The sequence below is a fragment of the Roseateles chitinivorans genome (assembly GCF_050632145.1).
Lineage (GTDB): Bacteria > Pseudomonadota > Gammaproteobacteria > Burkholderiales > Burkholderiaceae_C > Roseateles > Roseateles chitinivorans_B.
Map to the genome: position 1 here is coordinate 5645926 of NZ_CP192577.1, position 25121 is coordinate 5671046.

A 25121-nucleotide genomic window follows, 5' to 3' on the forward strand; every position below is an offset into this window, starting at 1 on the left:
GAGAGTGAGTCTTCCATGATGAGAAATCTTGCGGCGCTGCAGCACGCCGGTTTTTTGCATGCCGGCAAGTTCTTTTCATGATTTGAAATCTGCTGACGACGGCCTCGACGCCGGCGAGCAGGGACGAAAAAACGGGCGTCCTGGCGGACACCCGTTTCTGCGCGGAGGGGCGCGAGATCAGTCGAGCTTGAGCTTCTGCTGCTCGACGACCTTCTTGTAGACCGCGTACTCCGCCTTGATCTGCTCGGTGAACTGTTCCGGCGTATTGCCGATCACGATCGAGCCGGTCTCCTCGATGCGCTTCTTGACCTCGGGCATCTCGACGGTCTTGCGGGCGGCCTCGTTGATCTTGGCCACGACTTCCTTGGGCAGGTTCTTCGGGCCCAGGATGCCGTAGTACGCCATGCGGTTCACGGGCTCGAGGCCGAGCTCCTTGAAGGTCGGCACGTTGGGCAGCACGGCCAGGCGCTGCGGTGCCGCGACGGCGATCGCGACCAGGCGGCCGTCCTTGATGAAGGGCAGCGCGGACGGCAGGTTGTCGAAGATCATCGGCACCTGGCCGGCGACGGTGTCGTTCAGCGCGGGGCCCGCGCCGCGGTACGGGATGTGCGTGACGAAGACGCCGGTCAGGCTCTTGTACAGCTCCATCTGCAGGTGGCCGATGCCGCCGGTGCCGGAGGTCGAGTAGCTGTACTTGCCGGGGTTCTTCTTCAGCTCGGCGACGAAGGCCTTGTAGTCCTTGGCCGGGAAGGACGGATGCACGGCGATCACGTTGGGCGTGGCCGCGAGGTTGATGATGGGCGTGAAGTCCGTCAGCGGGTTGTACGGCGTCTTGGGATTGATCGCGGGGTTGGTGGCCGTGGTGGACACGGTGGCCACGCCCAGCGAGTAGCCGTCGGGCTGCGACTTGGCCGTGTCGTTGGCACCGATGATGCCGCCGCCGCCGGCCTTGTTCTCGACGATCATCGTCTGGCCCAGCGGGCCGTTGATGTGCTGCGCGACGACGCGGGCCACGATGTCGGTCGTGCCGCCGGGCGCGAACGGCACCACCAGCTTCACCGGCTTGGTCGGATAGGACTGGGCCAGCGCCGCGGCGCAGGACAGCGACAGCGTGCTCAGCAGCAGGCCGTGTTGGAGGATCGAGCGACGGTTCATTGGGCTCCTCGTCTTTTGAACAATGGGTAACGTGATCGAAACAGCTTAAGTATGTCCCCTTGGAGCCCGGCCTAGCGGAACTACGTAGAGCCCCCGTCGCAGGGGCGGGAAACCCCTGGCGCGGCCTGAAGCGGCGTTCGGGAGTTCCGATGTCGATCAACGGGCGTCGCTCAACGCGTGTCGATCAACGGACGTCGGTCGAGGCGCTTTCCCGCTTCGCCCATTCGACGGCACGACGTGCCAGTGCCGCGGTCGCATCGATCACCGGCAAGCCTGCCGACGCGGCGTCCAGCACCAGGGGGATCTCCGTGCATCCGAGCACGAGGGCGCCCGCACCGCGGGCCTTCAGACGCGCCGCGGCCGCGGCCAGCAGCGACGCGGCGGTCGCGAGCTGCCCCGCCTTGACGGCCACGATGCCGGGCTCGATCAGGTCGATCATCTCGCCCGCCGTCGGCAGCAGCCACTGCACCGCCCCGCCCTGCGGCGGCCGGCGGTTCAGATAGAGCCCGGACGCCAGGGTCGCGTCGGTGGAGAGGAGCCCGACCTTGCCGCCCTCGGGCACCAGGTCCAGCGCCTCGGCGATCGCCGCATCCACGAGGTGGATCATCGGCAGGCCCAGCGCCTGCTCGAGCTCGTCGAACCACAGGTGCGCGGTGTTGCAGGGCACCACCACCACGCCCGCGCCCGCCGCGGCCAGACGACGGCCGCTGACGATCATCGCGGCGAGCGGCGACTCGCCCTCGCCGCGGAAGGCCGCGGTGCGGTCGGGCACCTGCGGGATGCTGCTGACGACGACGGGGATGTGCTCCTGGTCCGTGGCCGCCGGCGTGGCGTCCAGCAGCTTGCGCATGAAGTCGACCGTCGCCAGCGGCCCCATGCCGCCGAGGATGCCGACGATGCCTGGCGCGGTGGGCAAGGCTGCGCCCTCGCCGCGCGCCGGGCGCGGTGTGGTGTGCGTCATGACGGGATCAGTGGGTGATCAACGCGCGGGCTTGTCCGAGAGCGCCTGCAGGTTCTCCTGCAGCTCGCGGCTCATCGGTGCGCCCAGCGTGATGCCCTTGGGCGGGATCGGCGTCTGGAACCACTTCTTGTAGAGCGTCTCGAACTCGCCGCTCTTCATCAACCCGGCCAGCGTGGTGTCCACGAGCTTCTTGAAGGCGACGTCGTCCTTGCGGACCATGATCGCGTAGGGCTCGACCTGGACCGGCTCGCCGACGACGGCGAGGTCCGCCGGATTGAGCGCGCCGGCGCGCAGGCCGTACAGCAGGATGTCGTCCATCGCGAAGGCGTCGGCCCGGCCCGACTGCACCAGCAGCGCGGCGTCGGCGTGGTCCTTGGCGCTGATCAGCTCGAAGCCCAGGTTCTGCTCCTGGTTCATCCGGCGCATCACCTGGAAGTTGGTCGTGCCGGTGGTCGACACGACCTTCTTCCCCTTCAGGTCGGCGAAGCCCTTGATGGGCGAGTTCGCCTTCACCAGCAGCCGCGTGCCGGTGTAGAAGTAGTTGATCGCGAAGTCCACCTGCTTCGCGCGGTCGCTGTTGTTGGTGGTGGAGCCGCACTCGATGTCGATGGTGCCGTTGTCCAGCAGCGGGATGCGGTTCTGCGAGGTCACGGACTGCGTGGCCACCTTCAGGTCCGCGCGGCCGGTCGCCTTCTTCACCTGCTCCACGACCTTGCCGCAGATCTCCCAGCCGAAGCCGGTCGGCTGGCCTTCGGCGCCCAGGTAGGAGAACGGGATCGAGGAGTCCCGGTACGCGACGGTGATGACGCCGGAGGCCTTCACCTTCTCGAGCGTGCCCGCGGGCTGCGCCGCGGCGGGCGCCGCGATCAGGGCGGTCAGGGCACACGCGCCGATCGAGGCGATCGAAGCCATCGAGGCGAAGGACACGGCGACGGCACGGGGAGCGGGCATCTTCATGGCGGTTTCCTTGGTCGGGAGAAGTGAAGTTTGCATGGGCTCGACGATAGTGACCATCGCCGTTTCCGGGCATCGGCATCACGCCGCTTCGTATAAGCTGGGCTTATGTTCGTCGACAGCCCCCGCCCATGCGCCTGAAGCACATCGAGGTCTTCCATGCGGTCATGTTGACGGGCTCCGTGAGCGCGGCCTCGAAGCTGCTGCACGTGACGCAGCCCGCGGTGACCCAGTCCCTGCAGCTGGCGGAGCTGCAGCTGGGATACGCGCTGTTCACGCGTCAGCGGCGGCGCCTGATGCCCACGCGCGAGGCGCAGGCGCTCTACCCCGAGGTGCAGGCGCTGATGTCGCAGCTCGAATCGGTGCGTCGCATGGCGACCGCGCTGGGCACCGGCGAAGGCCAGGGCTTCCGCATCCTGATCGTGCCCTCGCTGGCGGTGAAGGCACTGCCGCAGGCGCTGAAAGCCTTCCGGCGCCGTTATCGCGATCTGCCGATCAGCGTCCGGACGCTGCACTCGAACGACATCGCACGGGCGATGCTCCTGCAGGAGGGCGACGTCGGCATCGTGTACGGCCGCCCGTCCCACGCGGCGTTGTCCGATGAACTGGTCGCCACCGGGCGGCTCGTGTGCGCGTCGCCGAAAGGCAGGACGGCCGCGGACCGCCGGACGACCGTCGCGCTGCAGGACCTGCTGCGCGAGCCCTTCATCCGCATCGACGAGCGCGACCCGCTGGGCGCCGTGCTGGCCGACCAGTGGGCGCGCCTGTCGTTGTCGCCGCGCGCCGGCATCACCGTGCAGACGCACCACATCGCGATGGTGATGGCGGAACAGGGCTTCGGGCCGGCCATCATCGATTCCTTCACCGCGCAGGCCAGCGGCGGCGATCTCCACATCCGCACGCTGCTGCCCGAGGTCCCGGTCGAGGTCCGCGCGGTTCAGCCGCAGGGGCTGCGCTCACCGCAGCCGGTGTCGGACTTCATCGCGGCGTTCAGGCAGGCGATCGAGGAATGAGATCCTGCGCGAGCGCCCACTCGATGTGCTCGGCCACGACGGGTGTCGCGTCGGGCAGCGTCGCGCGCAGCGCCGTCAGCAGATCGGCGCGCAGCGCCGGCGCCAGGTCTTGCCTCAGCGCGTTCCCCATCGCCACGGCGATGTTGCGTTGCCAGCGCGCATGGCCGATGCGGCGGATCGCCGAGCCTTCGGTGCGCTTGAGGAAGGTCGCCTCGTCCCAGGCGAACAGCGTCAGCAGCGACGCGTGGCCGAGCGGCTCGCGCCAGTCGAAGTCCGGCAGCGCGTTCCTGCGCGCGAACTTGTTCCATGGACACGCGAGCTGGCAATCGTCGCAGCCGTAGATGCGGTTGCCGATCGCCTCGCGGAACTCGAGCGGGATCGGCCCGTCCTGCTCGATCGTCAGGTAGCTGATGCAGCGCCGCGCATCGAGCCGGTACGGGGCGATGATCGCGCCGGTCGGACAGGCGTCGAGACAGGCGCGGCACTGGCCGCAATGCGCGGTGACGGGCTCGCTGGCCGGCAGCGCGAGGTCCAGGTAGATCTCGCCGAGGAAGAACATCGAGCCGCTGTCGCGGTGCAGCGTCAGCGTGTGCTTGCCGCGCCACCCGATGCCGGAGCGGCTCGCGAGCTCGACCTCCAGCACCGGCGCGGAGTCGGTGAACACGCGGTGCCCCATCGGGCCGACGCGGTCCTGGATGCGATCGGCAAGCTGCTGCAGCCGATTGCGCAGCACCTTGTGATAGTCCCGACCCCGCGCATACAGCGAGACCTGCGCACGTGCCGGGTCCCGCATCGCGGCCCATTCGCGGTCCTGCCAGTCGTCGCCGGCGGCCTCGGGCAGGTAGTCCATGCGGGCGGTCAGGATGCTGATCGTGCCCGGCACCAGCTCGGCGGGCCGGGCGCGCTTGAGGCCGTGGGCGGCCATGTACTGCATGTCGCCATGGAAACCGGCGTCCAGCCACGCCTGCAGACCGGCTTCCGCATCGCTCAGATCGACGTGGGCCACCCCAATCTGTGAGAATCCGAACTCAAGCGCCCAGGCGCGGACCTCGACCATCAGCGCGCGCAGCGCGTCGGGGTCTCGGGAGGGGCCCGCCACGTCATCGGAGGACGCATCGGGCCGTGGGGTGTTGACCAGGGAATTCATCGCAGTTGAGCATTCTAGAAACCCGCCCGTACCGTTGGCCCGACGAGGCCGCCTGCGAACGTTTCGCACAGGCGTTGGCCCGCTGTCCGCAGATCGCGGACCTGAGCATCGAACTCGACGGCGGCCTGGGGGCCGGCAAGACCAGCCTGGTGCGGCATCTGCTGCGCGCGCTCGGTGTCACCGGCCGCATCAAGAGCCCGAGCTACGCCGTGGTCGAAGACTACGCCCCGCCGGGCCTCGCCGGCCTGCCCGCCCATCATTTCGACTTCTACCGCTTCAGCGATCCGCGCGAGTGGGAGGACGCGGGCTTCCGCGACCTGTTCGCCGCGCCGGGGCTCAAGCTCAGCGAATGGCCCGAGAAGGCGGCCGGCATGCTGCCGACGCCGGACCTGCGGCTCCTGCTCCAGGTCAACGACGACGACAGCCGCGACGTTCGTGCTGAAGCGCGCACGTCGCGGGGTCAGGATTTGCTGGCTGAGCTGGACCGGCAGCTCGCCGGACCTTCCGACTGATCCGACGGCCACCGCCCTGCCTCACATGAACGCAGACATGAACGGAGACATGAACGGAAACATGAAAGGCCTGCCCTCCTCCCCCAGGGACACGACCGTCGACACCCCGCCGGCTCGCGCCGGCCTGCCGTCCCGCGGCCGCCGCAAGGCGCTGGGCCGCATGGGCGCGACGGTGCTGAGCTTCTCCGTGCTGCCCGCGGTGCCGGCGCTGGCCGCCAGCGCCGCCAACATCGTCGCGGTGCGGGTCTGGCCGGCGAGCGACTACACCCGCGTGACCATCGAGTCCGACCGCCAGCTGGCGGCCAAGAGCTTCATGGCGGCGAATCCGGACCGGCTCGTGATCGACATCGACGGGCTGGAGCTCAACGCGGGCCTGAAGGAGCTGCTGGGCAAGGTCAAGCCGGACGACCCGTTCATCGCCGGCGTGCGCGTCGGCCAGAACCAGCCGCGCGTGGTGCGCATCGTGCTGGACCTGAAGCAGACCGTGGCGCCGCAGGTGTTCACGATCGAGCCGGTGGCGGCGTACCAGAACCGGCTGGTGCTGGACCTGTACCCGACGCGCGAGCGCGATCCGCTGCTGGACCTGGTGCGCGGCAAGGAAGCCGCGGAGACCGCTGCGGCGCAGTCGGTGAACGACGCGCTGGGCGAGCTGATCGGTCGCATCGACCGGCCGCTGACGGCGGCTTCGTCGGCCGAGCAGGCGGCGAGCGCGGCGGCGACACCGCCGCAGCGTCCGGCGAGCTCGACGGCGATCGCGAAGATCGACACCCCGCCCCCGCCCGCGCCGCCGCTGAAGGAGGTCGCGCCGGAGATGAGCCAGACCAGGCTGGACCGGTTGATCGTGATCGCGATCGATCCCGGCCACGGCGGCGAGGATCCCGGGGCCATCGGTCCCACCGGATTGAGAGAGAAGGACGTGGTGCTGGCGATCGGCAAGAAGCTGAGAGACCGGCTGAACACGAACCCGCGCATCCGCGTGATGATGACGCGCGACGCGGACTTCTTCGTCCCGCTGAACGAGCGGGTGCGCAAGGCGCGCCGGGTGCAGGCCGACCTGTTCGTGTCCATCCACGCGGACGCCTTCATCACGCCGAAGGCGCAGGGCGCCTCGGTCTTCGCGCTGTCGACCAGCGGCGCGAGCTCGACGAACGCGCGCTGGATGGCCGACAAGGAGAACGCGGCCGACGTGATCGGCGGCGTCAACACCAAGGTGGTGAAGGACGCCGGCGTGCTGCGCGCCATGCTGGACATGAGCACCTCGGCGCAGATCAAGGACAGCCTGAAGCTGGGCGGCGAAGTGCTGGGCCAGATCGGCAAGCTGGCCAAGCTGCACAAGGGCAGCGTCGAGCAGGCCGGCTTCGCGGTGCTGAAGGCGCCGGACGTGCCGTCGATCCTGGTGGAGACGGCCTTCATCTCCAATCCCGAGGAAGAGGCGCGGTTGCGCGACCCGGACTACCAGGACGACCTGGTCAAGGCGCTGGCGACCGGCATCGCGCGGTACTTCGCGAAGAACCCGCCGTTGGCGGCCAGGCACCGCGCCCTGTAGCGGCGCCGGGCGCGGCCGGACCGCGCCGCCACCGGGCACTACGCAATCGGTGGCATGGATGGACAAGGGGCGACGCCCTAGATTCCCGCACATCACGTGCCACCGGAATCGACCGCCGCCATGTCCCCCTGTCCGACGCCTCCAGCGCCACGACCGCCGCCACCGCCGCGACCGCCCTGCCCGACTGGCAGGGCGCGTCTCGTGGCGACACCGTCGACCTGCTGAACGCCTTCGGCGCGGCATCGCCGCGCTATGCGATCGGGCACCGGGCCGCTCTGGCCCGACCGGCCGACGGTCAGCCGGCCTTCCTGCTGGAGTTCATGATCGCGCCGTCCGCGCAGGGCGATGTGCTGGCCACGCTGCGCGCGGATGTCGAGGTCATCGGCGATGCGCCCGCCGGTGCGTTGGACCTGCTGCCGCGCCGCGGCGGCGTGTGCCGCCTGGAGGCGGGCCGCTGGCGCCGCGCGCTGCCCTTCGCCTGGGTCGGCCGGCGCGCCCTCGTCGAGGCCCGCCTGGGCAATGACGAAGCGCTGCTGCTCGACCGGCTGCTGCGCACCGACGGCGCGTTGTGGCTGGCCGGCGCGCTGGAGGGCGAGATCGACGGCGTGCTGCCGCGTCCGCCCTGCCGCGTCGTCTTCCAGCCGGGCCCGCTGATCGACGCGCTGCAATCGGTCCTCGCGCCAGGCGCGCAGGCGCTGCCGTGGCGGGGCCTGGTGGAGGCGCTCGAACGCCAGCCCGGCGCCTATGTCCGGATCGACAGCGACAGCGACAGTGGCGGCGATGGCGGCGCCGCCGCGTCGGCGACCGGCGCCCTGTCGCCACCGGCCGGACTGGGCCTGGCCATCGCCGGCCGCCTGCGCCAGGCCTACGGTTCACCGGCGCAGACGCCCTCGGTCGCCACGGGTCCCTGGCTGCGCCTGTGGGCCGACGACGACGAGCGCCAGGCCAGCGTCGCCTGGGACCTGCGCACGCCGCAGGTCGCGCCGGTGCCCGTCTGGTACGCGCTGGATCCATTCGAGCTGGCGCGCACGCCGCGCGACCCCGCGGTCGTCTGCCGCGTGACCCCGGTGCCGGCCATGCCCGGCGAGGCCCGCGCCCTGCCGGTGCTGGTGCGCGCCCTGTTGCCGTCGGTGCCGCCCGGCGTGCTGCGCATCGACGCGGAGTTCGCCATCGACGCGGCGCTCGCCGAAGGCGGCCGGCCATTCAGCGCGCGCGTCATCGTCTACCCCGCCCCCGCCGCCGCCAGCGAAGGCGACACGCCGCTGGTGCTGCGCTTCGCATCCTGGCGCGGCCCGCGCCGCTACCGGCTGCGCGTCACCGTCGTCGGCGCGCACGACGTGGTCAGCGGTCCCTGGCGTGACGCCACGGAGGACTACGTCCTGCTCGGCCGGAGCGACCTGCCCGCGCTGCCCGGCCGCCTTTCCCTCTCACCACCCGGCCCGGCACGACCCGCGGGCCATCAGACCCCAGGAGATTCCCATGAACGATGAACTCCAGACCCTGCACATCGGCGCGCTGCGCTGCATCGACGTCGGCTGGCCCGGCGAGCACCGCTTCCTGTACCTGCCCGGTGACCCTCGCCTGGACCGCGACGGCAACACCCCGATGCTGCATCTGCTGCGCATGGGCAGCGCGGACCAGCTGTCGCTGCAGATGTCGTGGGAACAGGATCCCGAGGCGGTCGACGCCGCGCGTCAGCAGCTGCAGGCGCGCTTCCCCGGCGAGCCGGTGAGCCTGCTGCCGGCCGAGCTCGACGGCGTGCACGTCATGCTGGTGATGGTCGACGACGCGGGCGTGTCCCGCGAACTCGGGCCGTTCACCGCGTCCGGCACCTCGTCCAACCGGCTGGCGCTGGTGGAGGCGATCTCGCGGGAGGATGCCCAGGCGGTGCAGGCCGCCATGGACGGTGCCGAGTCCCGTCTGCGCGTGCGCTACGGCGGCGGCCTGCGCGTGGACGCGCGCGTCGAGCTGACGCTGCAGGGCTCGCTGCAGCCCGTCTACGCCGCGCTGGTCCCGAGCGCGCCGGCGAAGTCGTCGGGCTGGTTCCCGTTCAGCAAGAAGACCGAAGCGGCCAAGCCGCCGGTCCCGACGATCGAGCAGGTCCGCCAGGCCGTGGACAGCGCCCTGTCCGACGGGTCGCTGACGCTGGACGTGCGCCGCACGGCGCAGTTCTCCGACGACGCGCTGACGCGGGCCACCGCGCCCGTCGTCAACGGCCTCGTCCGGCAGATCCTGGACAACTGGTCCAACGCCGCGTTCGCCGCGACCACCCCGCCCGAGGACCTGCGCATCCACGCGGCGACGACGGTGCCGGAACGCCGGGAGTGGCACATCCAGGCGAGCGCCGACCTCGGCCGCGCCTTCGCCGGCACCGCCCCGGACGGCGCGGACGGCGTGCCCCACGGCGGCGGCAGCCCCGGCGGGCCCGCAGGCACCGCGGGCACCGCCGGGACCGCGTCGCGGACACCCCGGGCATCGGCGCCGGGCCTCTCCGGCGGCTGAGGCCGCCCGCCGCCGCCCGCTCCCGCCCGTCCTTGCACCGGACGTGCCACGGCCTCGCGCCGCGGCGCGGGGGCCGGCTCGCGCCTGCCGGGCGGGCCCGTCCCCCCACACCCGGTGCACCCGGTGCACCCGGTGCACCCGGTCAGTTCCGCCCTTTCCGCCCCAACCCCGCCCGCTGCCGCCGAGCGGCAGCGCAGCCGATTTTCCTCAACGGGCGCCACCGGCGCCGCCATCCAACCAGGGAGTTCCCATGCTGAAGATTTCACCCGCCATCACCGTCAAGAACGTCACGCGCCGGATCCCCGGCAGCGACCGCCTCACCAATGCCAACAACTACATCCTGTTCCCCGACAGCGAGGACCGGAACACCTACTACGCGATGGCCGAGATGCCCACGCTGTGGACCGGTCCGGACGGCCAGCTGAAGTTCAACATGACGCGCTTCTTCGGCGGCGGCATCGACGCGGGGGCTCTGCACGATGACGGTCGCGCTGCCGATGCCCGACATGGGGGATCCGGCCGTGCGCGCGCGCATGGCCGAAGCCATCGTCAACGACGGCCCCTCGGTCGAGCGCGCCCGGCAGATGCTGGCCCTGTGCCAGGCGATGGCCGGCAACCAGGCCGAGGCCGCGCAGTCGCTGCGCAAGTCGCTGGGCCTGGGCGACGGCGATGCCCAGGCGCTGTTCGGGCGCTGGCAGCGCGAAGCGGACTACGGCCAGTTCCTGGCCGAGCGCGACGCGCTGCAGATCAAGCCGGTGCCGTACCGCACCGGCGCCGTCGAGGTCCGCGCCTTCGCCACCAAGGAGGCCTACGACAAGGAGCAGGACCCGGCCTTCACCGGCGTGTGCCGGACCACGCCGTCCAACTTCAACGACAACGCCGCCATCGTCACCTTCAACCTGACCGAGATCGGCGCGCAGCTGTTCTGGTCCGCGCTCGGCGGCCCGTCGGACAACGGCGACAAGGCCAAGGACGGCGGCAGCTCGGTGCTGAGCGCCACCTACACGGTGACCTTCGACGGCCTGCTGCCCGACGCCTCCGCGACGGTGACGCTGTCGCAGACGAAGATGGCCAAGCTGGTCGTCGAGGAGCAGAAGCACCGGGGCGCCTGGGGCAGCACCCACACGGTCGCGGTGCCGCGCGGCCGCAGCTACAGCGAGATGGCCAAGAGCTCCATCGATGTCGTCCTGCCCAGCGCCGACAGCGGCAGCAAGGAGACCGTCAGCAAGCTGCTGACGGATTGGGCCGGCAAGCAGCTCGAGGACATGGTCAAGAGCCAGCTGCCGGCGCTGGACCTCAACGCGCTGACCGCGGACGGGGTGCGCCAGATCGAGCAGGTGCAGGACCAGTCCCGCACCTACCACCTGAGCCAGGCGCTCAACATCGAGAAGCGGCCGCAGGCGCTGCTGCCGCGCGTGGACGCGGTGGTGCCGGCCGACAAGCTCGGCGACTGCTTCCACACGATCGACCTGAATGCCAAGCCCTTCTTCGACCTCGACCTGACGGTCAGCCCGCCCAGCGCCGAGCGGCTCAAGGCGCTCGGCGTCGACCGCCTGGTGGTGACGGCGCTGACGCTGGCCGGCCACAAGCTGCGCGACGACGCCCGCAAGGAGGTCAGCGTGCTGGAGTTCACGGCCGGCGGCGACCTGCGCTCGCGCCAGCTGCGCGGCACCTTCAGCAAGGGCGACGAGCGCGCGCCGCTGAAGTACCAGTACCGCGTCGTCTACCAGGACGGCACGCCAGCCTTCGCCGCGAGCCGTGAAGACACCGAGAACCGCAACTACCTCGACCTGTTCGGCGTCGACTTCGGCGTGCTTCACGCGACGCTGCGGGGCCAGGACTTGCCCTGGGGCGTGATCGACCGCGCCAGCGTCGCGCTGCGCCTGGGCGACTGGGAGCAGGAGGACATCGACCTGGCCGCGACCGCCCCGTTCGAGACGACGGTCAACGTCCCGCTGGGCCAGTCCTCGATCGGGGACCTGTCCTACCGGCTGACGCTGGCCTTGACCAACGGCGACACGGTGGAAGGCGACTGGACCCTGGTCCAGGGCTGGCGCGGCACCGGCGCGGTGCGGCTGGCGAGCCCCTGGGGCGGCGTGGCCCGCCGGGTGCGCCTGTCCCTCGAGGACGGCGCCGACCGGGCACGCGTGCGGCTCGAGACCACGCTGCGCGGCGCCAGGCCGGGCGTGTTCCGCCAGGAGATCGAGCTCGACCGTGCCGCCGGTCCCCGCAGCGTCGACTGGACGGTGCCCGCCGGCAGCGGCGGTCCCGGCGCCTTGCGCGTGGTGGAGGCCGAGGTGAGCGTCGGCGGCAAGACCTCGCGCCTGAACGTGGCGACCGCCGTCCTCGATCCGCTGCCGGGCGGCCCGGTGGCCGTGCGCGTCCGCGCCACCGGCGTCACCGTCGGCTGACCCGCGGAGCCCGCGCCATGCTGGCCGACGATCAACCGATCGCGCTCGACGGCTTGCCCGAGCTGATGCTGTACGGCGACACGACGCCCACGTCGGGCGTGGTGTATTGCGCGGCGACGCGGCCGGCGCTGGCGCGGATCGACGGGGTGCCGCAGCTGCGGCTGCTGACCTACGACCGGCCGCTCGGGAACGATCCGGACGCCGACGCCGGCCAGCTGTCGATGGTGGTGGACCTGCGCCCCGACGACGCGCTGCTGGCGCGGGCCCGCGACGCCCTGACCCTGCAGCGCGGCGGCCTCGCGCCCGAGCTGCGGCCCATCCCCTGGACCGCCGGCGAGGTCGTGGCCCGGCTCACCGGCCAGGCCCCGCGGCGCGCCCGGCCCTCGCTGCTGGGCGACAACAGCGTCGCGCTGACCCTGGGCCTGGGGGTGCGGCACCTGGCGATGCTGGGCGGCGGCGACGCCGGCCGCGACGCCTTCGCCGCGCAGGCGCTCGCGGTGGTGTACGCGCTGCGCTTCGACGCCTTCCGCGAGGCCTGGCGCATCGACGTCCAGGTCGACGGCTCGAAGTTCCGGCGCTGGGTGCAGGAGCGCTGCGCGCTGAAGCTGCCCTTCCTCGAGATCGAGCACGTCCAGACCTTCGAGACGCTGCGCGCCAGCGGCGCGATCCGCGTCGACACCACCGACCGCGGCGGCCTGCCCCTGCCCGACGGCTTCCGCCTGGCCTTCATGCGCAGCGTCCGCAACGCGCTGACGCCGATGCCGCGCTTCGCCACGCCCGGCGACGGCGAGACCGGCGGCTGGTCGCTGGGCATCGACTGCAGCCGGCTCGAGGACGAGCAGACGCTCGTGCGCAAGCTGGACATGCGGATGTCGGTCAGCGGCATGGTCTCGCGCCAGGCCTGTCCGCTGGGCGCGCCCACCGGCCTGGCCGAGGCCCTGCGCGACTGCCGCATGGAGACGATCGGCACCGGCCGGTCCTACGTCCGCCCGCTGCGGGTGCGCTGCCACGACGACTACCGGGGGCCGGTGCGCGCGGTCGAGCTGCGGCTGGATCCGCCCGAGGGCACGCCCGGCGGGTCGCAGGCCCACGTCTTCAACGCGGACCGGCCGCAGGACTGGCCGACCTCGCTGTCGCGCACCGCGACGGCGCCGCGCGCGCGCTGCGTCGTGCATTTCCAGGACGGCGGCGGCCTGGACCGGCCCGCGTCGCTCGAGCGGCCGCTGGCGCTGGACACCGACCAGGCCTTCCTCGACATCGTGCCGGCCGGGCTGTTCGCCGACCGCCGCTTCTCGATCGAGGTGGCCGAGGCCTTCCCCTGGCCGCTGGTGCGGTCGGTCGAGGTGCGTCTGGCCGGCGCCGGCCTGCGCTGGTGGCCGCCGTCGGTCGAGCTCGACGAACGCCGGCCCGGCGCCGTCATCGAGGCCTTCGCCCCGCAGCCGGTCGACTTCGGCGACGTGCGCTGCGAGCTGGTCGTGCATCCCGCCAGCGGCGACGCCGCGCTGCGGCTGCCCGGCGGCCAGCCGGCCGGCGGCGTCGTGTTCGTCAACCCGTTCGCGCGGCGCGACGTCGGCCTGCGGATAGACCCCGGCATCGACTGGGGCGGCCGCGACAGCCTCGCGTTGCGAGTCGTGCCCGGTCCGCTGCAGCTGTGGCCCGAGACCGTCTTCACCTTGCACCGCGACCCGGACGTTCCGCCGCCGGTGCTGCGTTACTGGCACGCCGGCGACCGCGGCTTCGCGCTCGCGATCGGCGGCGTGCCGCCCCGCCTCCTCCCCGCCGACGCGCCGCCGCTGGTGGCGCTGCCCTTCCACCTCCCCACTGGAGACCACCCATGATCTACATGCATGACCGCAAGCTCACCGTCGACGGCGTCGACGTCTACCCGGACGACGCGTCGTCCCGGCAGTTCTGGTACATCCCCGGCACCGTGCGCCTGGCCCAACGCGGCGGCCGCCGGATGCTGTCCTACCTCTGGTACACGGAGGACGCCGCCGACGGCGACGGCAGCGGCTTCCTGAACTTCGAGGTCGACACGGCGGTGCCGCCCGCCACGCTGCAGCGCATCAAGGAAGCCATCCAGCGCGAATGGCAACCGGGCGGCGCCATCTCGCTGGCGGCCGTGCCGTACACGCGGGGCGCGGTGAGCTTCTCGGTGCTCGGGCCGGTGGCGCGCCAGGCCGCGCCCGCCATCGAGGGCGATCCGTCGCTGCTGTACCAGAGCGATGCCCAGCTGGTGTGGCAGGCGGGGTCGTCCTCGCTGGTCGGCGACAACGCCGCCGTGTGCTCGGTCGCGTTCACCAAGGCGGGCAGGCTCGCCGGTGCGATGAACGCCGCGCTGCGCGCGCGCAGCAAGCACATCGCCGCGATGTACCGGCTCGAGTTCCTGGCCATGCGCCCCGCGGTGACCTTCACCGTCAAGGGCACCTTCAGCAAGGTCCTGGACGAGGTGCAGGGCAGCTTCGGCATGCAGATGCCGCTGAGCGCCTTCGTGCTGGATGTCGGCATCCAGGGCCAGTGGCAGAAGGCGCTGCAGAAGAGCGGCCTGCAGATCGAGGTCGTCAACTACGACGGCGACAACCCGCAGGAAGGCCTGAAGTGGGCCCAGCAGATCCTGCTGGAGTACGTGCTGAAGAACTTCTTCGAAGTCCAGATCGGCCCCGACGCGAACCGCTGGTCGCCGCTCGCGGAGGCGCCGCAGGTCGACGACACGGTCAACCGCGCCAAGGACGTCGAGCTGGCCGCCAGCGAGGCGGTCGCGCAGAAGGACGGCGGCGCGGACACGCCCGCCGAAGGCGGCGGAGAGAGCGGCGGGGAGAGCGGCTCGGACGGTGGCTCGGACGGCGGCACCGAGGGAGGTTCGGGTGGAAGCGGTGGCTCGGGCGGAAGCGGCGGCTCGGGCGGCGCCGGCGAGGCGGTCAAGGAGGTCGTGCGCGCCGCGACGATGACGATCCCGAAGGCCACGATCCGGATGTCCGTCTATCACGGCGAGCAGGTGAACAGCATCGACATGCTGTACTCCGAGAAGAAGGCCCGCACCTGCATCGTGCTGCCGCAGGCCGTGGTGGGCCTGGGTCAGGACGACCGTCCGGAAGACCACCTGCTGCTGGTGAACCGCTCGCAGATGCCGTTCGGGCTGGCCTATCCGGTGCGCGTCGCGGTGCCCGACGCCGACGACCGCCAGCGGCTCGGGCTGCGCGCGGTCAACGTGTCCGCCGTCTACCCCGCCGGCGCGTCCCGGGACCGCCAGCACCGGCTGTCCTACAGCATCGATGCCGACGGCGTCGTCGGCAGCCTGCCGTTGAGCTTCCAGTACGACGAGCAGGGCAGCGCCGGGGTCGACTACGTCGCCGAGTTCGTCTACTCGCCCTCGGGCGAGTGGCTCGGCGACGAGTTCGTGCACCGTGTCGAGGGCCGCAGCGACACCGGCCAGATCGTGGCGATGGCGGAGTCGGCGGCGGACTTCCTGTCGGTGGACGTGCGCCTGCGCGAGAACTTCGTCTGGGACGGCCTCGACCAGGCGGTCGTGACGCTGCGCAGCGCGCGCTGGAAGCAGGCGCCGCAGGTGGTGTTCCAGCGCGGCCGCGAAGGCGCGCAGACCTTGCGGCTGCGCGGTCCCGCCGGCCATCGCGACGAGCCGGTCGAGGTCACGGTGCAGCTGCGCCGCGGCGCCACCGACGTGCGCGTGCTGGGGCCGTCGCCGCTGGTGGGCGCGTCGGTGGTCGTCGACGACGGGTACGCGCGGCGCGTGCCGGTGATCCTGGTCCCGCGCTTCACCGAGGGCGCGGCCGACGTCACGCTGACCTGCGGCGCGGACTCGCCCGAGGTGCACGTGCTGCTCGAGGCGCCGCAGGACAAGGCCGGCCAGCGCGTCCAGCAATACGCGGTGACGAACGAGCCCGAGGTCGCCGGCACGCCGACGATGGTGCGCTACAGCGTCGTCTTCGACACGGGAGAGACCGCCGAGGGCGAGGTTCGCGCCGGCGGCATCGCCTTCATCAAGGCGCCGTGATGCACCGCGGCCTCGCACCGGGGCTGGACCGGGCGCTGTCGGTCCTGGACCGGCACGACCCGGACGCCGGTCGGCGGCTGGAGGCCTGGTGCCGGGTCGTGCTGGCGGCGCCGGCGGCGCGGGATGCCGCGTCGCCGGCGCCGTGGCGGGACACGCGGCTCAACACCCGGCCGGAGCCGGTGGAGCTGTCGCTGGGCTGGCCCGACGACGGCCTGCGCGCGACCTTCGACCTGGCCGCCCGCGCCGCCGCGCCACCGGACCGCCTGGCCCAGGCGCTGGCCTGCGTGCGGGAGGCCGACCCGGCGGCCGCGCGCGACGGCGGCGCCCTCGCCTCCTTCGCCGCGCTGCAGCGCCACGGCCCGCTCGACTGGGGCGCCTGGCTCGGCGTGCGATGGCGTGCCGACGGGACCGCACGCGCCAAGGTCTATGCCGAGGTGCCGCGCACGGCACCGCCGGATGAGCTCGACCGCTGGCTGCGCGCGCGGCTCGGCGCCCGGCCGGCCGTGCCGCCCCAGGCACGGCTGCTGCTGGTCGGCGCGACGCCGGGCGATGCGCTCTGCGAGTGTTACTTCGAATGCCCCCGCGGACCGGACACCAGCGGCTCGCGTGACTCACGTGACTCGCATGACTCGCATGACTCGGGTGAATCGGATGAATCGCGTGACGCTCGCGGCCTGCACGACTGGGGCGACTGGCGCGACTGGGACCGCCTGCTGCGCGCGGCCGGCATCGACGGCGAGGCGCAAGGTCTGTTCCCGTTGATGCGCCGGTTCGACGGCCGCGAGCCGCGGCCCGAACGCGGGCCGCCGGCCGCCTGGGCGGGATTCAGCCTCGCCGGCACGCCCGACGGCCGCGTGCACAAGGCCGCGGTGCTGGCGACGGTCGCGCGCCTGGCCGGCGGCGAAGCCGGACTGCGCCGCCAGATCCTCGCGCTGGTCCAGCGCCAGGGCGGCGCCCTGCCGCTGTACGACGCCCTGACCACGCCGCTGCGCGCGCTGCATCGCGCGGACGGCTTCCACAACCTCCTCAGCTGCAGCGCGGCGGTCGGCACCCCCGCCGGCTGGCAGATCGCCTTCTGCCCGCCGCCCTGCCTGGCTGACGCTGCCTCACCGGACCGACCATGACCATGAACACGACCACCACCACGATCCTTCCCCTGCCCGGCCTCACGATGAGCCGGGTCCTGGAGTCGCGCCTGCGTCGCGACGAAACCCGCGGCGCGCTGATCGCGCCGAGCGCCGACCTGGGCGCGCCTGCGCTGCTGGAGACGGCCGGCCCGGGCCTCTGGTACCGGCCCGACTTCCGCGCGAGCCCGACAGGCGGCGACGGCGGCGCACCCGACCTGTCGCTGGGCGCCGACGGCACGCTGACGCTGTGGGTCGACATCGGCGTGCCCGCGGCGCTGGCCGGGCGCACCGGCTCGGCACGCGCCTGGCTCGGCGAGCCCGACGGCCTGCGCTGCCAGCTGCTGATGCCGGCCTGCGACCCGGTGACGCTCGCGCGCGAGCGACAGGGCGACCGGCTGCGACTGACGGCCACGCTGGCGGGCGCGACGCTGGAGCGCGCCCGCGTCGTGCTCTTCGACGCCGAACCGAGCGCGGTGGTCCGGTTCCAGCAGGACGTGACGCTGGCGGCGCCGCAGACGCGCGAGTTCTTCGAGCGCTACTGGAGCGAAGCGCTGCAGGGCGACCTGCGCCTGCTGATGAACGCGGCGGGATCCGCCGGCGACTTCGTCCTCCTGATGACGCAGCAGGCCCCCGACTTCCCGTCGCAATACACGCGGTGCGCCTGCCAGTGGACGCAGGACCTGCGACTGCCTTCGCTGCCGGGCTACCTGCCGTGGAAGGTCGACTGGCAGGGCACGGCCGTCAGCTACTACCAGCACAACCGCGATCACGGCCGCGTGCTCTACCTGCCAGACCACTTCGAGCTGGCCGCCGGCGCGACGGGCCGCCCGGCGGCCTCGCTGCTGGAGTTCCGCGGTGACGGCGGGGCGAGCGATGGCGGGGCGAGCGACGGCGCGGTGTTCCGCTTCTTCGGTCGTCCCGTCGTCGAGCGGGACCGGATCGAGGCGGCCGCGCGAACCCTGGCCGCGCAACTGGGCCACCCGGTGACGATGTCGAGCGCGCAGGACTGGCGCGGTTCCGGCCTGTCGGACGGCGTGCGCGCCACCTTCACCTTGCTGCTGCCGCCCGAGCGGGGCCAGGTCGACGGCCCGCCGGTCAGCGCGGCGCAATCCGACGCGATCGTCGACCTGGCCGACGGCGTGACCGACACACTGATGCTGAGCGTGCCCCGCTTCCTGGCGGTGTGGGCCGCGATCTTCAGCAGCGCGCCCGAACTGACCCTGTTCAAGGGCTGGGTCGACGTGTCGTTCAACGGCGGCCGCTTCGTCGAGCGCCTCGCCTTCGACGGCCGGCTGCCGGCCTCCGTCCGCGAGGCCTATCTCGACGAACTGCTGGCCAGCGCCACCGACCGCGATCCGCGCGAGCCGATCGCCGTCGAGGCGCTGTCCGACGTCTTCCAGGGGTCGCCTCGCGCCCGCGCGATCCGGGTGTCGTTCGATCTGGCCGAGCCGGTCGCGCTGGACGCCGATCGGCCGCGCGCCACCGCCTGGCTCAGACACCCGGTACGCGCGCTGCTGCTGGGTCAGGCCGACGCCGGCCCGCGCGCCTGCCGCATCGACGTCGACCTCGACGCGGGCGGCACCGCGGCCAGCACGCGGCGGCTGGCCGCGGGCGAGACCGCGCTCTGGCTGCGACGCGACGATCTTTTCAACCCGGGCCAGGACGGCCCGCAACCAGGGAGCCCCGCATGACCACGCCTGCCTTCAAGTACTTCTTCAACAACACCGGATGGAACCTGTCGGTCGCGCTGGTCGTGCGCGAAGGCGGCGATCCGCGGCACCAGGTGGCCGGCGAGAAGACCTTCTCGCTGGACCCGAAAAGCGGCGCCTGGCAGTCCTACGGCAACGGCCAGACGCCGTTCCTCAACGGCATCCGCGTCAGCGCGTTCAAGAACGGCGGGCTGGTCTCGCTGCAGGAGTTCGTGATCGTGCGCGGCTCCGAGATCGACAACCAGCTCAACATGTACAACGCGGTCACCTTCGAGCCGGCCAACGGCCAGATGACGATCGTCACCTCGCAGCGCAACGAAGGGACCTGAGCCCGCGCGCGCCGGCCATGCGCGGCCGGTCATCGGAAAGGGCCGGCCCGGAGCGATCCGGGCCGGCCCTTGTCGTCGGTCGAGGCCGTTGTCAGCTGCGGGTGTCAGCTGCGGGTGTCAGCCGCGGGTGTCAGCCGCGGTGATCGCAGCGCCAGCACGCGCTGTCGCCGCGGCCGACCGCGGCCGCCAGCTCCAGGACGCTGCGCAGGCGCAGCTTGGCCATGGCGGTCTGCTTCTGCTTCTCGACCGTGCGCGCGCTGGTGCCGCGCACGCGGGCGATCTGCTTGGCGCTGTAGCCGCCGCAGACCTGCGCCAGCACCTGCATCTCACCGGCCGTCAGGAGTCCTCCCGCGGGCAGGTGAGCGATGACGCTTCGGATGTTGGCCTCCTCGAGGCTCACGCAGGCCAGGACGGTCGTCGTCCTCAAGCCTTTTTAAAAGGTTGCTGCCGTGTCGCCGCGCAGTGCCGAGGCTGATGCTCAGTTCCTCGGCGATGTGCCGGTAGTTGCGGCCCTCGCGCATGAGGGACTCGATCCGCTCCTCGGCGGGCGTGAGCGGGGCGGGCTCGTCGTCGTCGAACGGACGGCCCAGGGGCGTGTGGACGCCTGGCTTCATGATGTGGTTCTCCCTGACTGGGTGATGACCGCGGCGCGGGGCGCGCGGACTCGGTCGCCGGGCGGGCGGGCCGCGTCGCGCGGTCCGCTCGCCCGGAACGCCGCCTCAGCTCGTGGCCGAGATCACCGATTCGGTGCCGCCCTGCGTGGCGCAGGCGGCCCAGAATACGCGCACCGACTTGCCGGCCTTGGCCGCGGCGGCGGCCTTGGACGCCACCGCCGGCAGCTTGACCAGTTCGGCCAGCGTCGTTTCCTTGGTGACCAGCACCGGGGTCAGGACGTTGCCGGTCAGCAGCTTCACGCGGATCGGATCCGTCGCCGCGCCGAGCGAGAACAGGTGCAGGTTGGGTGCGCCCTGGCCGCCCTTGTAGGCGTGGGGAAAGCCGCCGCCGGGCATCAGCACGCTCTGCTTGCCGCCGGTGGTCAGGTTCAAGGTCTTGATGTCCTTGGCGTCGATCAGCAGCTTGGCCGCGGCGACCGTGAGCACGGCACCGACGGGGCCCAGGACGTACAGGTCCAGGCCCGCGGGCAGGGTGATGTTGTCCACGCCGCCGGTGTATCCGCCGTGGCCGAGAAGGATGATGTCGTCTTTGGTGGCTGTGAGCGCCATGATGAACCTCCGCTGTTGCTGTTGGGGACCACCGCGAATCGGGGGTCCGGACCGTCGACCGATCGCCGGGAACCGCGATGACAACGCGGGAAAACCGGGATCAGTCGGGTCTCAGCTTAGGGAGGGGGCGCGGGAGCGTCTATGGCATGGCTTACGTATTGACGGCGCCGCGCGGCGGCTCGCGGGGTCAGGACTTGCGGGGTCACGCCGACGGCGGACGGCGCCGCGCGCCCAGGAGGAACGGGGCCGCGGCCCCGTTCCTTCGCACCTGCGCGAGCGGCCTTACCTGCCGACCTGCGTCGGCATGGCGGGCGCCGTCGTGCGCTGGATCGGCTTCCAGGTCTTGAGGCGTTCGAGGACACTCGCCACGCCCGCTTCCAGCTGCACATCGCGGCCGGCGTTGACCGCCACCGGATCCAGGTCCACGTCGATGTCCGGCGCGACGCCTTCGTTCTCGATGCGCCACTCGCCTTCCGGCGTGAAGAAGCGGAAGAACGGCACCACGAGGAAACCGCCGTCGATCAGGTTCGGGTTCGCCGAGATGCCGATCAGGCCGCCCCAGGTCCGCTTGCCGATCAACGGGCCCAGGCCCGTGCGCTTGAACGCATAGGGCATGAAGTCGCCGCCCGAGCCCGCGTCCTGGTCGATCAGCATCGCCTTCGGGCCGTAGATGGCCCCGGCGGGCGTGTCGTAGATCAGGCCGTCACGGTCCTTCCAGCTGCCCAGGTAGGCGCGGTTCAGCAGCTCCGTCACGTAGTTGGCCGCCTGGCCGCCGCCGTTGCGGCGGTCGTCGACGATCAGCCCCGCCTTGTCCACCTGGCCGAAGAACATCCGGTTGAAATGCTGGAAGCCCGGGCCCGCCGTGTCCGGCATGTAGACGTAGGCGATCTTGCCGCCGCTCAGGCGATCCACTTCCTCGCGGTTGTGGTCGATCCAGGCCCACTGGCGCAGCCGGCCTTCGGTCGCGATCGGCTCGACGGTCACGCGACGCGCGCCCTGCCCGTTCGCGTTGGCCGACACCGTCAGCTGCACCTGCTTGCCGACCGTGTTCTCCAGCTGCTGGTACAGGTTGTGCGCGCCGTCCACCGGCTGGCCGTTGACCGCCAGCAGGTAGTCGCCTTCCTTGACGCCCAGGCCCGGTGCCGCCAGCGGCGCCTTCAGGTAGGGATCCCAGCGGTCGCCCTTGAAGATCGTCTTGATGCGGTACTTGCCGTTCTCGAACGCGAAGTCCGCGCCCAGCAGGCCCACCGCGACACGCGGCTCCTGATGCACGTCGCCGCCGCCCACGCGGTTGTGGCCGACCTGCAGCTCGCCGATCATCTCGACGAGCAGGTCGTTCAGGTCCTCGCGGCGCTGAACGCCCGCCACCAGCGGCAAGTAGCGTTGATAGATGCCGTTCCAGTCGAGGCCGTGCAGCTTCGGGTCGTAGAAGAACTCCTTCTCCATCCACCAGGTCTCGTCGAAGATCTGACGCCATTCGGCGCGCGGATCGACGCGGGTCTTCAGGCCCGACAGATCGATGCTCTTGGTGTCGATCTTCTCCTTGGCATCGGCGATCTCCAGGCGGCCGGCGCCCGGATTCAGCAGGATCTTCTTGCCGTCCGGACTCAGGCTGTAGCCCTCGATCTGCGGCTTGACCAGCTTCGCCTTCTTCTCCTCGAAGTCGAAGCGGTACAGGTCGCCCTTGCCGCCGTTGCCGCCCTCGGCATCGATGGACACGCCAGGCTGCTTGCGCTCGACGTAGAACAGCGCGCCGTCGTCCGCCACCGCGAGGTCGTCATACCGCGCGGTCGCCACCGGCAGACCCACAATGCGGTCCTTCAGGCCGGCGAAGTCGATGCGCACCGGCTTGACCTTGGGCTTGATGTCCTTGCCGTCGTCCTTCTTGTCGGACTTCCTGTCGTCCTTCGTGTCCTTGTCGGCCTTCTCCGATTTGTCCGACTTGTCCGACTTGTCGGCCTTGTCGTCCTTCTTGTCCTCGTCCGCCTTCTTGTCCTTGCCGTCCTCGTCGCCGGCCTTGGGCTCGAGCGGCGATTTGCCGTCCGCGCGCAGCACCGCCGCGTACAGGCCCATGCGCACCGAGCGCTCCTGCGTGGACATGTCCAGGCCCACCTGCGCCGGACCCGAGTTGATCGACGCGGCGAAGAACAGCACGTCGCCCTTGGTCGAGAACGCCGGCAGGCCGGCGTGGCTCAGGCCGTCGGTGACCGTGTACTGCTGGCCGGTCTGGAAGTCGGCGATGCGGATCTGGCTGAAGAAGTTCTTGCCGACCACCGTGTAGGCCAGGTAGCGGCCGTCCGGCGAGAAGCCGACGTCGAAACCGGCACGGCGCTCGCTGGTGTCGATCTTGGCCAGCTTGCCCGACTGCGCACCGGTCAACGGCAGCTGGTACAGGTTCAGGTGGTTGTCCTGCAGCACCAGCCGCGCGCCGTCGGGCGACCACGACAGCAGCGTGTAGTAGCCGGCCTCCGGCAGCAGCAGCTTGCGCGCGGTCTTGTTGGCGGCCTGGTCGCCGAGCTGGTCGCGGATCACGACCTGGTGGCGCATGCCGGGCTCGTCGGAGACATAGGCGACCTGCTGGCCGTCGGGACTCCACAGCGCGTCCTTCTCACGCACGCCGGAGGTCTGCGTCAGGTTGCGCACCACGCCGTCCTTCACCGGCACGGAGAAGACCTCGCCGCGCGCGCTGACCACGACACGCTTGCCGGTCGCCGACAGCGACGCGCCGGTGATGGTCTTCGCGGCGTCCTTCCACTGCACGCGCGCCTCGTTGCTCGGCTCGTTGAGCGCGACGCTGAGGATGCGCGAGGTGCCGCCCTCGATGCCGACTTCCTTCAACTGCCCGCCCGCCTCGTAGACGATGCGGCCGTCACGGCCGTCGGCGCTGCGGACGTCCCAGACGGTTTCCTTCGTCAGCTGGCGCAGCGCCTTGGTCCTGGTGTTGAACGCGAAGAGGTTGGCCGCGCCGTCGTTGCGGTCGGAGATGAAGACGACCTCGTCGCCCATCCAGATCGGGTTGCTGTCGGTCCCGTTGACGTGCGGGATCTGCTCCCAGGTCTTGCCCTTGGGATCGAGAATCCAGATCGGCGGCGTGGAGCCGCCGCGGCTCTGGCGCCAGCCGCTCGGGCCGACATACGCGGCGCCGTTGGGCCGGTAGGCCAGCCGCGTGCCGTCGGGCGACCACACGCCCTCGTAGGCGACGGCCTCCATCACCTTCTGCTCGAAGCCGCCCTCCACCGCCACCTCGAACAGCTGCTTGCTGCGCGTGTTCAGCACCTCGCGGTTGGAGGCGAACAGCACGCGCCTGCCGTCGGGGCTCCAGCCGGTCACCTGGTCGGCGGCCGGGTGCCAGGTCAGGCGGCGGGGCTGACCGCCGGTCGCGGCGATCACGTAGACATCGGTGTTGCCGTCGTAGCCGGCGGAGAACGCGATCCACTGGCCGTCGGGCGAGAAACGCGGCGCGAATTCACCGGCGGCATGGCCGGCCAGCCGGCGCGGCTGGCTGCCGTCGCGGTTCGCGATCCACAGGTCGCCGCCGTAGACGAAGGCCAGATGACGCGCGGACACGGCGGGATCGCGCAGCAGCATCGTCACGGCGGGCGCCGGAGCAACAGCAGCAGCGGTGGCGGAAGTGGCGGAAGCGGTCGCGGCCTGTTGGGCCCGCGTGGGGGCCGCCGCGATGACGGCGGTCAAGCTCAGGGCCACGGTGATGGCCTTGCTGAGGATGCTGTGTTGCATGGGCGTTGTCGGCGGTGAAAACAGCGGGCGAGAATAGCCCTGCGAGGTCACCGTGACGAAGCTCACCCCGGGGTTTGCGCGCTCTGCGGGTCGGTGTTTTCCCGCGATCAGACCGCTGGTTTTGCGCGCGAGGCGCGCCATCCGCCGTACAGCGCGATCAGGCCCGGGATCAGGATCATGGCCCAGATGATCTTGCTGAGATGGGTCTGCACGAAGGGGATGTTGCCGAAGAGGTAGCCCGCCATCGTCAGGCCCACGACCCAGATCACGCCGCCGGCGACGTTGTAGGCGGTGAAGCGGCTGCGGGTCATCGCGGCGACGCCGGCCACGAAGGGCGCGAAGGTGCGGATGAAGGGCATGAAACGCGCGAGGATGATGGTGACGCCGCCGTGCTTCTCGTAGAACTCGTGCGCGGCGTCGAAGGCACGCTTGTTGAAGAAGCGCGACTGCTCCCACTGGAAGACCTTGGGCCCGAAGTAGCGCCCGATCGTGTAGTTGCACTGGTCGCCCAGGATCGCGGCGACGAGCAGCACGGCGATCGCCAGCGGCAGGCTCATCATCCCCGTCCCGCACAGCGCGCCGACGACGAACAGCAGCGAGTCCCCCGGCAGGAAGGGCATCACCACGAGACCGGTCTCGACGAACACGATCAGGAACAGCAGCGCGTACACCCACATCCCGTAGGCGGTGACGAACTCGGCGAGGTGCTTGTCGACGTGCAGGATGAAGTCGACGAGGAAGTGCATCAGATCCATGGGCGCGGATTATGGCGGGCGCTTCCT

Annotated in this window: 19 protein-coding genes; 11 read left to right on the top strand and 8 right to left on the bottom strand. The window is 71.3% G+C overall.

The features are described from left to right. Positions 1-177: 177 nt before the first annotated feature. From ACQ86G_RS25970 to ACQ86G_RS25980, 3 genes are all read right to left on the bottom strand, one after another. Entirely contained in the window at positions 178-1155 is a 978-nt protein-coding gene (locus tag ACQ86G_RS25970) for a tripartite tricarboxylate transporter substrate binding protein BugE (protein WP_431257981.1), read from the bottom strand. A 184-nt stretch (positions 1156-1339) separates the two neighbouring features. Beyond that, positions 1340-2116: an aspartate/glutamate racemase family protein gene (locus ACQ86G_RS25975; RefSeq protein ID WP_431257982.1), complete on the bottom strand. Its 777-nt coding sequence runs from the start codon at positions 2114-2116 to the stop codon at positions 1340-1342. An 18-nt stretch (positions 2117-2134) separates the two neighbouring features. Further along, positions 2135-3028 (bottom strand): amino acid ABC transporter substrate-binding protein, encoded by an 894-nt coding sequence (locus tag ACQ86G_RS25980; protein WP_431261498.1) that lies wholly within the window; start codon positions 3026-3028, stop codon positions 2135-2137. 173 nt (positions 3029-3201) lie between these two features. Here ACQ86G_RS25980 and ACQ86G_RS25985 point away from each other — a divergent pair, with 173 nt between their 5' ends. Continuing rightward, on the top strand, positions 3202-4083 hold the full coding sequence (locus ACQ86G_RS25985) for a LysR family transcriptional regulator (protein WP_088408179.1): 882 nt from the start codon (positions 3202-3204) through the stop codon (positions 4081-4083). Here the strand turns inward: ACQ86G_RS25985 and queG are convergent. Continuing rightward, entirely contained in the window at positions 4061-5140 is a 1080-nt protein-coding gene (queG, locus tag ACQ86G_RS25990; protein WP_431261499.1) for a tRNA epoxyqueuosine(34) reductase QueG, read from the bottom strand. The two genes, ACQ86G_RS25985 and queG, sit on opposite strands and share 23 nt — an antisense overlap. Positions 5141-5235: 95 nt before the next feature. On the opposite strand from queG, the gene tsaE reads away from it, so the two are divergent. The 10 genes from tsaE to ACQ86G_RS26040 all read left to right on the top strand — a co-directional run bounded on the left by tsaE (position 5236) and on the right by ACQ86G_RS26040 (position 19378). Then, positions 5236-5742, top strand: a complete 507-nt coding sequence (gene tsaE, locus ACQ86G_RS25995) for a tRNA (adenosine(37)-N6)-threonylcarbamoyltransferase complex ATPase subunit type 1 TsaE (RefSeq protein ID WP_431257983.1) — start codon at positions 5236-5238, stop codon at positions 5740-5742. A 61-nt stretch (positions 5743-5803) separates the two neighbouring features. Next, positions 5804-7288: an N-acetylmuramoyl-L-alanine amidase gene (locus ACQ86G_RS26000; protein ID WP_431257984.1), complete on the top strand. Its 1485-nt coding sequence runs from the start codon at positions 5804-5806 to the stop codon at positions 7286-7288. 320 nt (positions 7289-7608) lie between these two features. After that, positions 7609-8778: a hypothetical protein gene (locus ACQ86G_RS26005; protein WP_431257985.1), complete on the top strand. Its 1170-nt coding sequence runs from the start codon at positions 7609-7611 to the stop codon at positions 8776-8778. Next, on the top strand, positions 8768-9790 hold the full coding sequence (locus ACQ86G_RS26010) for a hypothetical protein (protein ID WP_431257986.1): 1023 nt from the start codon (positions 8768-8770) through the stop codon (positions 9788-9790). Before ACQ86G_RS26005 ends, ACQ86G_RS26010 begins: the two co-directional genes overlap by 11 nt. A gap of 479 nt (positions 9791-10269) precedes the next feature. Continuing rightward, positions 10270-12201 (top strand): hypothetical protein, encoded by a 1932-nt coding sequence (locus ACQ86G_RS26015; protein WP_431257987.1) that lies wholly within the window; start codon positions 10270-10272, stop codon positions 12199-12201. Positions 12202-12218: 17 nt separating this feature from the next. Then, positions 12219-14039: a hypothetical protein gene (locus ACQ86G_RS26020; protein WP_431257988.1), complete on the top strand. Its 1821-nt coding sequence runs from the start codon at positions 12219-12221 to the stop codon at positions 14037-14039. Beyond that, the gene (locus ACQ86G_RS26025; protein WP_431257989.1) at positions 14036-16213 is read left to right on the top strand and encodes a hypothetical protein; all 2178 of its coding nucleotides are present in this window, start codon (positions 14036-14038) and stop codon (positions 16211-16213) included. The genes ACQ86G_RS26020 and ACQ86G_RS26025 overlap by 4 nt, the downstream gene beginning before the upstream one ends. Beyond that, the gene (locus ACQ86G_RS26030) at positions 16213-17337 is read left to right on the top strand and encodes a hypothetical protein (protein WP_431257990.1); all 1125 of its coding nucleotides are present in this window, start codon (positions 16213-16215) and stop codon (positions 17335-17337) included. Before ACQ86G_RS26025 ends, ACQ86G_RS26030 begins: the two co-directional genes overlap by 1 nt. Further along, entirely contained in the window at positions 17334-19031 is a 1698-nt protein-coding gene (locus tag ACQ86G_RS26035; protein ID WP_431257991.1) for a hypothetical protein, read from the top strand. The genes ACQ86G_RS26030 and ACQ86G_RS26035 overlap by 4 nt, the downstream gene beginning before the upstream one ends. Then, positions 19028-19378, top strand: coding sequence for a hypothetical protein (locus ACQ86G_RS26040; protein WP_431257992.1), 351 nt, complete (start codon positions 19028-19030; stop codon positions 19376-19378). The genes ACQ86G_RS26035 and ACQ86G_RS26040 overlap by 4 nt, the downstream gene beginning before the upstream one ends. A gap of 130 nt (positions 19379-19508) precedes the next feature. Here the strand turns inward: ACQ86G_RS26040 and ACQ86G_RS26045 are convergent, their stop codons facing one another. The 4 genes from ACQ86G_RS26045 to ACQ86G_RS26060 form a co-directional block, all read right to left on the bottom strand. After that, positions 19509-19805 (bottom strand): LuxR C-terminal-related transcriptional regulator, encoded by a 297-nt coding sequence (locus tag ACQ86G_RS26045; protein WP_431257993.1) that lies wholly within the window; start codon positions 19803-19805, stop codon positions 19509-19511. 292 nt (positions 19806-20097) lie between these two features. Next, positions 20098-20601, bottom strand: coding sequence for a putative adhesin (locus ACQ86G_RS26050; protein WP_431257994.1), 504 nt, complete (start codon positions 20599-20601; stop codon positions 20098-20100). 282 nt (positions 20602-20883) lie between these two features. Next, the gene (locus ACQ86G_RS26055; protein ID WP_431257995.1) at positions 20884-24339 is read right to left on the bottom strand and encodes a S41 family peptidase; all 3456 of its coding nucleotides are present in this window, start codon (positions 24337-24339) and stop codon (positions 20884-20886) included. Positions 24340-24446: 107 nt separating this feature from the next. Beyond that, the gene (locus tag ACQ86G_RS26060; protein WP_431257996.1) at positions 24447-25094 is read right to left on the bottom strand and encodes a DedA family protein; all 648 of its coding nucleotides are present in this window, start codon (positions 25092-25094) and stop codon (positions 24447-24449) included. Positions 25095-25121 lie beyond the last annotated feature (27 nt).